Raw genomic sequence first — 12,690 nt, forward strand, 5'->3', positions numbered from 1 at the left:
CCCGACGCCGTTCCCGGTCAAACCGGACCGACGGCGGAGGCGAGACAGGTCACCCGCCGCAACCCCGGTCAGCGACGCGACCGGCCGGTCAGCGCACCCGATGCGATCATGACCACGCCGAGGCCCAGGTGCAGCCAGCCGTCGGCGTCGTTGACCGGTAGCACGTTCGCCCCGGTGTCCTGGTCCACCACCAGCCCGTAGAGCCACAGCACCAGGAGCACCGCGCCGCCGCCGACCAGGAACGCCCGCGCGCCGGTGACCGTCCGCGCCAGCAGCAGACCCGCCACCCCGAACGCCAGGTGCACCAGGTTGTGCAGCACCGACACCTGGAAGACACCGAACAGGTACGCGCCCGAAGCGTGGCCGGCGAAGCGCAGCGCGTCCATGCCGCTGGTGATCCCCGGCACGAAGCCGAGCGCGCCGAGCAGCAGGAACAGCACCGCCACCGTCGCCGCCGCGCGCCGGACCGGCGGTTTACCGTCCGCCGGGTTGGCCCGGGCCCGGGAGTGCGCCATCGGTCCGACCATTCCCGGCTCCTCGTCGCACGGCGGGCATGAGCGCTGCGGGCTACCCGCTGCCGCTACCGACAAACCGGCTGGCCGCGCGCGCCGTGGTTGCCGCCGTCGGTCAGGCCGGCAGCAACCGCGGCGCGCGCGCCGACTGCCGGACCCGCTCGTACAGCTCGACGTAGCGCTGCGCCATCACCGCGGGCGTGAAGCGCTGCGCGGCCACCCGCCGGCACTCGTCCGGGTCGAGCAACTCGGCGGCGAGCAGAAGATCGCCCAACTCCTCCTCGTCGGTGGTGAGCAGCCCGGTGCGACCGTGCTCGATCAGCTCCGGCAGGCAACCCCGGGCCGTCGCCACCACCGGTGTCCCCAGGGCGAGCGACTCGACGACAGCCGTGCCGCCCGGCTCCTCCCACCGCAGCGGGAACAGCGACGCGCGGGCGCTGGCCAGCAGGTCGTCGCGCTCCTGGCCAGCCACGGTGCCGACCCAGCGGACCAGGTCACCGTCGACGTGCGGGGCCACCTCGTCGAGGAAGAACCGCACGTCCGGGTTCTGCCGGGCCTCGTCGCCCGCCGCGGCCAGATCGGCCGGCCGATGGTACGGCCCGACCGGGCCGGCCAGCACCAGCGGAAGACCGACCCGGTGCGCGAGCCGGGCACCCACGTCCTGCCCCTTGCCCGGGTTGATCCGACCCAGGATGAGCAGGTGCTCGCCCTTCTCCGGCCGGGGTCGCCGGTCGGCGTCGACCGCCAGCGGGGTGGACAGGTGCACGTGCCCCACCGAGTGCTCCCGCAGCGCCAGCGGGGCGCGAGCCAGCTGCGACGCGGAGACGCCGTTGACCCGGACCCGGTCGCCGCCGTCCAGGCTGCCGTAGAGCGCCGGGTGCTTGGCCAGGTCCCAGTGCAGGGTGTGCAGGGTCGGCGGCCCCGCCGGCCCCATCGCGGCGAGGGTGGCCAGCCCGACCGCCTCGACATGATCGTGCACCAGGTCGATGTCGTCGCGGGAGTGCAGCTCACGGACCACCCCGGCCAGGTGCGCCTGGGCGATCCCACAGACCTGGTTGTACGGCCGTTGCAAGGCGGCGAACTGCCCGTCGGCGAAGACCGAGACCTGCTCGTCGACCGGCAGCGTGCTGCTGCCCACCGAGGCGAGCACCACCCGTACGCCCAGTCGCCGCAGCTCCGGCACCAGGGTGGCGATCACGTTCTCGATGCCGCCGTAGCCGGGCGGTGGCACCGACAGCCACGGACCGGCGTTCATCAGCACGGTGAGGCTCTGCGCGCTCACGCGGCGGCCACCCGGCGACGGGGAACCCGGTGACGCAGTTCGGCCAACGGCGGGCGTTCCTCGATGGAAACGTCGCTGACCACGATCTCGCGGTCCAGGTTCGGCAGGGTGTCCGAACCGCCACGACGGAACTGGGTCAGCAACGCCTCCGGCGCCAACCCGGGGGTGGCCCACCCACGCCGTTGCAACCGCGACCAGGCGGTCAACATGATCTGCGCGGACATCCGACCCAGGGCGGCGGTGTCCTGGTGCCGGTGCTTGCGCTCACCGAGATCGACCTGCGCCAGCGCGTCCAGGCCGACCAGATCGAGCAGGTCGATCATCATGGCCGTCTCCACCCCGTACCCGGAGACGAACGGCACCTGGGCCAGCACGTCGCGGCGACCCGCGTACTCGCCGGCCAGCGGCTGCACGAAACCGGCCAGCTCCGGCCAGAAGAGGTTGAGCAGCGGACGGGCCATCAACTCGGTCACCCGGCCCCCACCGTCCTGTTCCACGCTGGCGGTGCCCACCAGGGGCCGGTGGTAGAAGCCCTTCACGAAGTCGACCGACGGGTCGGTCAGCAGCGGGCCGAGCAGCCCACTGACGAAGTGCGGCCGGAACTCCCGCAGGTCGGCGTCGATGAACGCCACCACGTCCCCCTCGGCGGCGGCCAGCCCGGCCCAGAGCGCGTCGCCCTTGCCGGTGAGCCGGGGCAACCCGCGGGTCATCGCATCCTGGCTGACCACCTCCGCGCCGGCGGCGCGGGCCACCTGAGCGGTCCGGTCCGTCGATCGGGAATCCACCACGATCAGCTCGTCGACCAGCGCGACCCGATCCATCAGGTGTTCGCGGATCGTCGACACGATCGCGCCGACGGTGGCCTCCTCGTTGCGCGCCGGCAGCACCACGCTGACCCGGGTCTCACCCTTGGCGCGCATCAGCCGACGGGTCGGCCAGTCCGCAGCCGACGTCGTCCGGTACGTGGCCCACGCCTCCACCACCGGTGACACGCTCGATGTCGTATCCCGCACGGGCACCCCTCCATTCGTGCGTGGAAAAACCGAATTTGGTTGTTCCCATTCCGCATCACGCGCTAACCGCTTTCCTGGCAACAGCTTGATCACAGAGGGGACGTCAGTGCGTTCCCGGGGGATGAACGTTTGATTGCGCACACCCCAGGGGACTGCTCCCAGCGCAGCTGAAAAGTCTTCGAAGGGGTGTCGGGATGCGGAAATGCCGGGTGGGTCTGGTCGGAGCCGGCGGCGTGGCACAGCGCCACGCACGGGTGCTGGCCGGGTTCGACGACGTCGAACTGGTCGGCGTCACCGACGTCGCACCGGAGGCCGCGTCCGCGCTGGCCGCCCAGCACGGCGGGCGGGCCCGCGCCGACGTCGGCGAACTGCTGGCCACCGGCCTGGACGCCGTGTACGTCTGCGTGCCCCCGTTCGCGCACGGCCCCGCCGAGGAGGCGATCATCGAGGCCGGGGTGCCGATGTTCGTGGAGAAGCCCGTCGCTGTCGACCTGGACACCGCCGAGCGGATCGCCGACCTGGTCGCGCGGCGCGGACTGCGCACCGCCGTCGGCCACCACTGGCGCTACCTGAGCGTGCTCGACCAGGCCCGCGACCTGCTCGCCGACCGCCCGGTGCGGATGGTCAGCGGCACCTGGCTGGACAAGGTGCCCCCGGTGGCGTGGTGGTCGCGGCGGGACCGCTCCGGCGGCCCGGTGGTCGAGCAGGCCGCCCACGTGCTCGACCTGATCCGCGTGCTGGCCGGCGAGGTCACCGAGGTCACCGCGTACGGCAACGGCACACCGCCGCCGGTCGACGGCGCCGACATCGACTCGGTGACCACCGCCGCACTGCGCTTCACCGACGGTGCGGTCGGCACGCTCAGCGCCGCCTGCGTCCTCGGCTGGAAGCACCGCGCCGGCCTGGAGATCCTCGCCGACGGGTTGGCCCTCGCGATCACCGAGGACGGGCTGTCGATCCGCGACGCCGACGGCGAACGACACCTCCCCGCCGACCCGGAAGCCGCCCGGGTGGCGGTGGACCGCGCCTTCGTCGACGCCGTCCGCGGCATCGGCGACGACGTGCGCGTCCCGTACGCCGAGGCCCTCGCGACCCAACGTCTGGCCCTCGCGGTGGCCGACTCGGCCCGTACCGGCACGACCGTGCGGCTCGCCACCGCGACCGCGCCGGCGGTGCTCGCCAGCGGGGTGACCGTCGATGCGTGACAAGGTCGTGGTGGTCACCGGTCCCGGCCAGGTCGATCTGGTCGACCAGGACGCCGCGCCGCTGCGTCCCGGCACGTTCCGGGTCGAGACGCTGTTCAGCGGTGTCTCCGCCGGCACCGAGCTGAGCTACGTCAAGGGCACGAACCCCTACCTGAACGTCACCTGGAACGCCGACCTGGGGCTGTTCCAGCCGGGCCCGGCCAGCACCCCCTACCCGGTGACGCGACTGGGGTACATGCAGGTCGGCCGGGTGGTGGAGAGCGAAACGCCGGCCGTCGCGGTGGGCACTGTCGGTGCCATGACGTACGGGCACCGCACCGGGTGGCTGGCCGACCCGGTCGCCGAACGGTTCGTGGCGCTGCCCGACGACCTGGACCCACTGCTCGGCGTGTACGTCGCGCACATGGGCCCGATCTGCGCCAACGGGCTGCTGCACGCCGCCGCCGACCTGCACGGCACCGACGTCCGGGCGCTCGGCGACGGGGTACGCGGCCGACGGGTCGCCGTCATCGGCGCCGGTGTCGTGGCGTTGCTGACGGCGTTGTTCGCCCGGCGAAACGGGGCCGCGTCGGTGGTGGTGCTCGACCCGACCCCGCACCGCCGGCAGGTCGCCGAGGCGCTCGGCCTGGAAACCCTCGACCCGGACGCGGACGACCCGGCGGTCGTGCTCAAGACCCGCTGGGCGCACACCGCCGGCGACCGGGGCGCCGACGTGGTGTTCCAGTGCCGGGGGCAGGCGTGGGCGTTGCACCTCGCCCTGCGCCTGCTGCGCCCCCAGGGCACCGTCATCGACCTCGCCTTCTACCAGGGCGGCGCGGACGCGGTCCGCCTCGGTGAGGAGTTCCACCACAACGGGTTGTCGTTGCGCTGCGCCCAGATCGGCCGGGTGCCGCGCGGGCTCGCACCCACCTGGGACCGCGAACGGCTCTCCGCCGAGACCATCGACCTGCTCCGGGCGTACGGCGACACGATCCGCAAGCACCTCGTCTCGGCGGTGGTGCCGTTCGACGAGGCCCCCGCCCTCCTCACCGACCTGGCCGACCGTCGCCGCCAGGAACTGCAGGTGGTGCTCGCCACCTGACCCGCCGGGCCGGAGCGCGCCCGCCCTGGTGACACGGCGGACTACCGTTCCCGGCATGAGCACCTCGACGCACCGGCCGGCCGGCGGCACCGCGACAGACCGGCCGGGCGGCGGGGCCGCCGCGGGCCGGCCGGTCGGCCTGGGCGCGCTGCTGCCGTACCTGCGGGAGCACCGCGGCACCCTGGTCGTGGTGGGCGTCCTGTCGCTGGTCGGCTCGGCGGCGTCGTTGGCGCAGCCGCTGCTCACCCGGTCCGTGCTCGACCGGATCGGCGCCGAGCAGGGGGTGTCCGAGCTGGTGGCGGTGCTGGTGGCCCTCGTGGTGCTCGGCGCGGCGATCGGCGGGCTGCGCGACTACCTGCTGCAACGCACCGCCGAAGGGCTGGTGCTGGGCACCCGGCGCCGGCTGGCCGGTCACCTGCTGCGGCTGCCCATCGCCGAGTACGACCGCCGGCGCACCGGCGACCTGCTCTCCCGGGTCGGCTCGGACACCACACTGCTGCGCGCCGTCGTCACCTCCGGTCTCTTCGAGACGGTCACCGGGGCGGTGACGGTGGTCGGCGCCGGCACGGCCATGGTGCTGCTCGACCCGCTGCTGTTCGGCGTCACCCTGCTCGGGGTGGCGCTGGGGCTGGCCTTCGCCGCCACCTTCGCCCGTCGGGTCCGGGCGCTGGCCCGGACCGCCCAGGAGCGGATCGGTGAGATGACCTCGGCGGTGGAACGGGCCATCTCGGCGGCGCGGACCATCCGGGCCAGCCGCGCCGAGGCCCGGGAGACGCAGACCGTCACCGGCAGCGCCCGGGAGGCGTACACGGCGGGGCTGCGGGTGGCCCGGGTGCAGGCGCTGGTCGGCCCGATCGGCTCGGTCACCGTGCAGGGCGCCTTCCTGCTGGTGCTCGGCATCGGAGGGGCGCGGGTCGCCGCCGGGGCGATCTCCGTCGGTGACCTGGTCGCGTTCGTCATGTACCTGTTCCTGCTGGCCCTGCCGCTGGGCCAGGTGCTGCGGGCGTACACCCAGTTGCAGTCCGGCCTGGGCGCCCTGCAGCGGATCGAGGAGATCCTCGCCGTGCCCGCCGAGGGCGCGGACGACCGGCCGGCGCCCGCCACCGCGACGGCGACCCCGCGCCGCACGACCCCGATGATCGAGTTCGACCGGGTGGGTTTCGGCTACCCGGGTGGCGAGACGGTGCTGCACGAGGTCACCTTCGCGGTGCCCGCCGGCACCCGGACCGCCCTGGTCGGCCCCTCCGGCGCCGGGAAGTCCACACTGCTGGCCCTGGTCGAGCGGTTCTACGAGGTCAGCGCCGGCGCGATCCGACTCGACGGCACCGACGTGCGGGACCTGCCCCGCGACGCGCTGCGGGCCCGGCTCGGCTACGTCGAGCAGGAGGCCCCCGTGCTGGCCGGCACGCTGCGGGAGAACCTGCTGATCACCACCCCGGACGCCTCCGACGACCGGCTGCGCGAGGTCCTCGACGCTGTCAACCTGGGACACCTGGCGCAGCGCACCCCGCAGGGCCTCGGCGTGCAGGTGGGGGAGGGCGGCGTCCTGCTCTCCGGGGGTGAACGGCAGCGACTGGCCATCGCCCGCGCGCTGCTCGCCGGCCCGCCGGTGCTGCTGCTGGACGAGCCGACCAGCAACCTCGACTCCCGCAACGAGGTCGCGCTGCGCCGCGCCATCGACGCGGTGGCCGTCCGCCGGACGCTGTTGATCGTGGCGCACCGGCTCGCCACGGTGGTCGACGCCGACCAGATCGTCGTCCTCGACGGTGGCCGGGTGGTGGCCGTCGGCACCCACGCCGAACTGACCGCCACCGACCCGCTGTACCGGGAGCTCGCCAGCCACCAGCTGCTGGTCGGCTGACTCCGTCCCGGTGCCGCCGACTTGCCGGGCGGCCGGGCCGCACACGGTGCCCCGAATCGCGTACCGTTGCCGCTCATGGGTGTGTCTCAACGGTTCAAGAGCAAGTTCCGGCGGTTCCTCCAGCGCCCCGGCTCGACCGTGGATCTTGCTCCGCTGGAGAAACTGCTCCCGGCGATCGAGGCGCGCGAGGCTGAGCTCGCCGCGCTCGACGACGCCGAGCTGACCCAGGCCGCGGGTGCCGCCGCCGACTACGAGGAGATCTGCGCCGTCGGCCGCGAGGCCGCCCGCCGTGGCCTCGACCAGCGGCCGTACGACGTGCAGCTGCTGGGCGCGATGTCGCTGCTCTCCGGCAAGGTCGCCGAAATGGCCACCGGTGAGGGCAAGACACTGACCGCCACGATCGCCGCGTACGGGCACGTCCGGCTCGGCAACGGGCCGGTGCACGTGCTCACCATCAACGACTACCTGGCCCGCCGCGACGCCCAGTGGATGGAGCCGGTCTACACCCTGCTCGGCCTCACCGTCGGCTGGGTCAACGAGGCGTCCACCCCGCAGGAGCGGCGCGACGCGTACGCCTGCGACGTCACCTACGTCTCGGTCAGCGAGGCGGGCTTCGACTACCTGCGCGACCAGCTGGCCACCGACGTGGAAGACCGGGTGCAGCCCGCGCTGAGCACCGCCATCGTCGACGAGGCCGACTCGATCATGATCGATGAGGCCCGGGTGCCGATGGTCCTGGCCGGCGCGGTGCCGGGCGAGCAGGACCCGGTGCACGCCGCCGCCGCACTGGTCCGTGGCCTGCGCAAGGGCAAGCACTACACGGTCGCCGAGGACGGGCGGAGCGTGGCGTTCACCTCCGCCGGCCTGGCCGCCATCGAGGCCAAGCTCGGCATCGACCTGTACGACGAGGAGCACGTCGCGCAGCTCTCCGCTGTCAACGTGGCGCTGCACGCCCACGCCCTGCTGCACCGCGACGTGGACTACATCGTCCGGGACGGCACCGTCGAGCTGGTCGACGAGATGCGCGGCCGGGTGGCCCAGCGCCGCCGCTGGCCGGACGGCCTCCAGGCCGCTGTCGAGGCCAAGGAGGGGCTGGACGCCACCGCCGAGGGTGAGGTGCTTGGCACCATCGCCATGCAGGCGTACATCGCGCTCTACCCGAAGGTGTGCGGGATGACCGCCACCGCCGTGCACGTCGGCGACCAGCTGCGGGAGTTCTTCAACCTCGAGGTCGCGGTGATCCCGCCGAACACCCCGTGCATCCGCGAGGACGAGCCGGACCGCATCTACGCCACCCGGGCCGAGAAGGACGAGGCGCTCGTCGACGAGATCCAGCGCGCGCACGCCAAGGGACGGCCGGTGCTGGTCGGCACCCTGGACGTCAAGGAGTCCGAAGGGCTGGCCGCCGGGCTGAACGCTGCCGGCGTGCCCTGCGTCGTGCTGAACGCCAAGAACGACGACGAGGAGGCGGCGATCATCGCCGAGGCCGGCGCGTACGGCGCGGTCACCGTTTCCACCCAGATGGCCGGCCGGGGCGTCGACATCCGGCTCGGCGGCAGCGACCAGGGCGACAGGGAGCGGGTCGCCGAGCTGGGCGGGCTCTACGTGATCGGCAGCGGCCGGCACGACAGCCGCCGGGTGGACGACCAGCTGCGCGGCCGGGCCGGCCGGCAGGGCGACCCCGGTGGCTCGGTCTTCTTCGTCAGCCTGGAGGACGACCTCGTGGTCCGGCACGCCGCCGACTCGGTGCCGGCCTCGCCGCGGATGAACGCCGACGGCCTGGTGACCGACGACCAGGTCGACTACGCGGTGGAGCACGCCCAGCGGGTCGCCGAGGGCGTCAACCACGAGATCCACCGCAACACCTGGCGCTACAGCGTGGTGATCGAGCAGCAGCGCAAGGCCCTCGCCGCGCGCCGGGAGCGATTGCTGACCAGCGACGTGGCAGCGGTGATGCTGCTGGAGAAGGAGCCCGAGAAGGCCGGCGAGATGGACGAGGACCTGCTCGCCCGTGCCGCGCGGTCGATCGCGCTCTACCACCTGGACCGGCTCTGGGCCGAGCACCTGGCCGAGCTGTCGGAGGTCCGTGAGGGCGTGCACCTGCGCGCCCTGGGCCGGCTCGACCCGCTGGACGAGTTCCACCGGGCCGCGGTGCCCGCGTTCAACGACCTGATCCCGGAGATCGAGGCCCGCACCATCGCCACCTTCAACGAGACCGAATTCGATGAGGATTGGCAGCCCGACGACGGCACCCTGGTCCGGCCCACCGCCACGTGGACGTACCTGGTGCACGACAACCCGTTCGGATCCGAGCTCGACCGCCTGATCGCGTCGATCGGGCGGCGGCTCAGCGGCACCTCGCGCTGAGTTACCGGACGTCGGGGCCCCTGTCGCGCCTTCCGGCGCGACAGGGGCCCCGATTTACGCCGTTTCGACCCGGGTTTCCGAGGGTAGTAGGGCTGGTCGGTCGAGTCGGGAGAGAGCAGACGATGACACAGGTGACGATGCGTGCCGGGCAGGCGCGAAACGGCACGGAGGCTGCACACCGGTGAACCTCGACACGCGGGAACCGGTGGTGCAGACACTCGGCGTCCTGGAAGCGGCCGCGCTGTTACGGGAGCTGACCGCCGGGCTGATCGCCCTGACCGACTTTGATGAGGCTCTGCTGGCCCTGGTCCGGGTCACCCGGGACGCCGTCGCCGGGGTGCGCTGGTGCGGGTTCACCGCGCTGCGGGCCGGCGAGCCGGCCGGGGGGGCCGCCTCCGACGAAGGGCTGGCCGGGCTCGACGACCTGCGACACGGTCCGGACTCGCCGGCGATGAGCGCGATCCGTCGCCGCGAGATGATCCTCGCCGCCGACCTGGACGGTGAGCCCCGCTGGCCGGCCTGGACGACGCGCGCCCGCGACCTCGGCGTACGCGGGGTGATCTCCGCGCCGGTCGACATCGACGACCAGGTGATCGGCGCGATCAACCTGTACGCCGCCGCGCCGGACCTGTTGACCCCGCAACACCAGCTGACCGCGATGCTGCTCGCCGAACACGCCGGACTGCTGCTCGCCGCCGTCCGCGACCGCAGCCGGCAGCTCACCCTCGCAGGTGTTCGGGACGCCTCGCTCCTGCAGGACGGAGTGGTCGGCCAGGCCGTCGGCGTGATCATGACGCAGCGCGGTTGCCCGCCGGCCGAGGCCCTCGACGTGCTGCGGACCGCCGCGTCGTCACTGGACATACCGCTGCGCGAGGTGGCCGAACGGCTGGTCCGGACAGTCTCCCGCTCACGCGACACCTGACCACCCCGGCCCGGCGTCCCGCGCGGTCCCCGCATTCCGGCGTCCCCGCGGTCCCCGCGGTCCCCGCGTCCCCGCGGTCCCCGCGTCCCCGCGGTCCCCGCGGTCCCCGCGTCCCCGCGGTCCCCGCGTCCCCGCGGTCCCCGCGGTCCCCGCGTCCCCGCGGTCCCCGCGTCCCCGCGGTCCCCGCGTCCCCGCGGTCCCCGCGTCCCCGCGGTCCCCGCGTCCTGGCGTTCGGCGCGGTCTTGGCGTTCCGCGCGGTCCCCGCGTCCTGGCGTCCCGGCGTCCCGGCGTCCCGGCGTCCCGGCGTCCCCGCGGTCCCCGCTTGATCGACTCGCGTTTCTTGAAGTCGGGGTGTCCGGGTCGGTGGGACGGCGCGGTTTTCTGAAACCCGAGTGGATCACTCCTGATGTCGGGGTGTCCCGGCCGCCCGGATGGCGCGGTTTCCTGAAACGCGAGTGGATCAGGGCGGGTGGTGTCCGTTCGTCCGGTCAGCGACGAGTCGGACCGTTTCGTTTCGTCTCGACCGACCCCGGGTAGCACTCTGGTCAGGTGAGCTGCGCCGACCCGGGGGAGGACCGATGCAGAGCCGGCTGCGGGTGCAGGGGCATCCGATCCAACCGATGCTGGTGACGTTCCCGCTCGGGCTGTTCGTCAGTGCCACCGTCTTCGATCTCACCGACGTCGTCGGCGGGCCCGCGTTCTTCGGCGAGGTCGGCTACTGGACGGGCATTGCCGCGCTCGTCGCTGCCGCGCTGACCGCCGTGGCCGGCATGGTCGACCTGTGGGACGTTCCGGGTGACCGTACCCGCCGCACCGCAGTCGCCTTCAATTTGGTGAACGCGGTGATGGCCGCCATGTTCCTGCTCACCTGCCTGGTCCGGTCACATTCCCCGCAGCGCGGAGCGTCGGTCGCGATCCTGGTCACCGAGCTGGTCGCGTTGGCCGTCGGCGGGGTCGGCGTGCACCTGGGCGCCCGGCTGATGCGTCAGTTCGACAGCGGCCGTGTCGAGGCTGGCGGCCTGGACGCGCTCGCCGGCTCCACCGGCGAGATCGCCCGCCCCTGACCGACCCGCCCGCCGGGACCGCCGGGCGCGTGAGCCGGGCCCCTGGTCACCCGCACGGGCGTCGAGTCACCCGCACGACGTCTGGTCACCCGCACGACGTCTGGTCACCCGCACGGCGTCGAGTCGCCCGCACGGCGTCTGGTCACCCGCCCGACGTCTGGTCATCCGCACGGCGTCGAGTCGCCCGCACCGGGGTCGAGCATCCGGGCGGTTTGCGGTCTACCATCCGCGGATGACCTCCTCGCTGGACACGCTGCCGAAGATCGGTGCGCCGGCCACCCGGGCCCTGCACGGCGCCGGCTACACCGCGTTGCGTCAGCTCGCGGGCGTCCCCCGGGCGGATCTGGCCAGGCTGCACGGCATGGGCCCGAAGGCGCTCGACATCCTGCAGTCCGCCCTCGAAGAGCACAGGCTCGGTCTCGGCTGAGGCGCCGCCGCCGCTCAGCCGGCGGCAAATGGGTTGCCGCCCGGGTGACCGGCCGCGAGGCTGACCGCCATGACTGTCGAGCGTGACGCCGAGGACCTGATAGCGGAGGCCGCCGCGGCGCCCGTCGATGGTTGGGGATTCGGTTGGCTGGCCGGCCGGGCCACCGAGGAACGTCCACAATGGGGGTACGCGCGGCTCGTCGCCGACCGGATGGCGTCCGCCGATGCGGCACTGGACGTGGACACCGGCGGCGGGGAGGTGCTCGCCGAGGTGCCGCGTCGACCGAGGCTGCTGACGGCGACCGAGGCGTGGCCGCCGAACGTCGAGGTCGCCCGACGGACCCTGCGTCGGATCGGTGCGTCGGTGGTGGCTGTCGCGCCGGACGGGCCCCTGCCGTTTCGCGACGCCTCGTTCGACCTGGTGGTCAGTCGGCATCCGGTGCGTACCGACTGGGTGCAGACGGCCCGGGTGCTGCGGCCGGGCGGGACGTTCCTGTCGCAGCAGATCGGGGCCGGCACCATGCGGGAGTTGAGTGAGGCGATGCTCGGGCCGTTGCCGCCGCCGGCGCAGCGCCACCCCGAGCAGGCGGCCGCCGCTGCCGAAGCCGCTGGCCTGCGGGTGGTCGACCTGCGTCGGGCCACCCTGCGGGCGACCTTCGCCGACATCGGCGCGGTGGTCTGGTTCCTGCGCAAGGTGATCTGGACGGTGCCCGGGTTCACTGTCGAGCGCTACCGCGCACCGCTGGGCGACCTGCACCGCCGCATCGTCGACGAGGGCCCCTTCGTCGCCCACGCCCACCGTTTCCTCATCGAGGCCACCCGCACCTGACCCCCTGGACATGCGCCGATCTTGCACTTTCGGTCGCCGCAAAAGCCGCCCACCCGGACAGACCGACCACCGAAACTGCAAGATCGGCGGGAGTGGGGGTGGGAGTGGGAGTGGGGGTGGGAGTGGGG

Annotated in this window: 11 protein-coding genes; 8 read left to right on the plus strand and 3 right to left on the minus strand. The window is 73.4% G+C overall.

Features of this window, described 5'->3' with window-relative positions:
* Window positions 1-68: 68 nt before the first annotated feature.
* The 3 genes from KBX26_RS29610 to KBX26_RS29620 all read right to left on the minus strand — a co-directional run bounded on the left by KBX26_RS29610 (window position 69) and on the right by KBX26_RS29620 (window position 2,774).
* Complete coding sequence (locus KBX26_RS29610; protein WP_374224343.1) at window positions 69-527, minus strand: DUF4383 domain-containing protein; 459 nt, start codon at window positions 525-527, stop codon at window positions 69-71.
* A gap of 100 nt (window positions 528-627) precedes the next feature.
* Complete coding sequence (locus tag KBX26_RS29615; RefSeq protein WP_210866916.1) at window positions 628-1,767, minus strand: glycosyltransferase; 1,140 nt, start codon at window positions 1,765-1,767, stop codon at window positions 628-630.
* Between the two features lie 23 nt (window positions 1,768-1,790).
* Window positions 1,791-2,774: a glucosyl-3-phosphoglycerate synthase gene (locus KBX26_RS29620; RefSeq protein WP_307857937.1), complete on the minus strand. Its 984-nt coding sequence runs from the start codon at window positions 2,772-2,774 to the stop codon at window positions 1,791-1,793.
* Between the two features lie 227 nt (window positions 2,775-3,001).
* Between KBX26_RS29620 and KBX26_RS29625 the strand changes: the two genes are divergently transcribed.
* From KBX26_RS29625 to KBX26_RS29660, 8 genes are all read left to right on the plus strand, one after another.
* Window positions 3,002-4,012 (plus strand): Gfo/Idh/MocA family protein, encoded by a 1,011-nt coding sequence (locus KBX26_RS29625; RefSeq protein WP_030332702.1) that lies wholly within the window; start codon window positions 3,002-3,004, stop codon window positions 4,010-4,012.
* On the plus strand, window positions 4,005-5,093 hold the full coding sequence (locus KBX26_RS29630) for a zinc-binding alcohol dehydrogenase (RefSeq protein ID WP_030332703.1): 1,089 nt from the start codon (window positions 4,005-4,007) through the stop codon (window positions 5,091-5,093). The genes KBX26_RS29625 and KBX26_RS29630 overlap by 8 nt, the downstream gene beginning before the upstream one ends.
* 55 nt (window positions 5,094-5,148) lie before the next feature.
* Window positions 5,149-6,954, plus strand: coding sequence for an ABC transporter ATP-binding protein (locus KBX26_RS29635; RefSeq protein ID WP_247681211.1), 1,806 nt, complete (start codon window positions 5,149-5,151; stop codon window positions 6,952-6,954).
* 75 nt (window positions 6,955-7,029) lie between these two features.
* On the plus strand, window positions 7,030-9,321 hold the full coding sequence (gene secA2, locus KBX26_RS29640) for an accessory Sec system translocase SecA2 (RefSeq protein ID WP_210866910.1): 2,292 nt from the start codon (window positions 7,030-7,032) through the stop codon (window positions 9,319-9,321).
* A gap of 181 nt (window positions 9,322-9,502) precedes the next feature.
* Window positions 9,503-10,243: a GAF and ANTAR domain-containing protein gene (locus KBX26_RS29645; protein WP_210866911.1), complete on the plus strand. Its 741-nt coding sequence runs from the start codon at window positions 9,503-9,505 to the stop codon at window positions 10,241-10,243.
* A gap of 578 nt (window positions 10,244-10,821) precedes the next feature.
* Complete coding sequence (locus KBX26_RS29650; RefSeq protein ID WP_030332709.1) at window positions 10,822-11,307, plus strand: DUF2231 domain-containing protein; 486 nt, start codon at window positions 10,822-10,824, stop codon at window positions 11,305-11,307.
* Between the two features lie 232 nt (window positions 11,308-11,539).
* Window positions 11,540-11,734, plus strand: coding sequence for a helix-hairpin-helix domain-containing protein (locus KBX26_RS29655; protein ID WP_030332711.1), 195 nt, complete (start codon window positions 11,540-11,542; stop codon window positions 11,732-11,734).
* A gap of 69 nt (window positions 11,735-11,803) precedes the next feature.
* Window positions 11,804-12,562: a class I SAM-dependent methyltransferase gene (locus KBX26_RS29660; protein ID WP_210866912.1), complete on the plus strand. Its 759-nt coding sequence runs from the start codon at window positions 11,804-11,806 to the stop codon at window positions 12,560-12,562.
* The last annotated feature ends 128 nt before the right edge of the window (window positions 12,563-12,690 follow it).

Origin of the sequence: Micromonospora sp. C97, from assembly GCF_018070385.1 — a bacterium.
In the GTDB taxonomy this organism is placed as follows: Bacteria; Actinomycetota; Actinomycetes; order Mycobacteriales; family Micromonosporaceae; genus Micromonospora; species Micromonospora parva.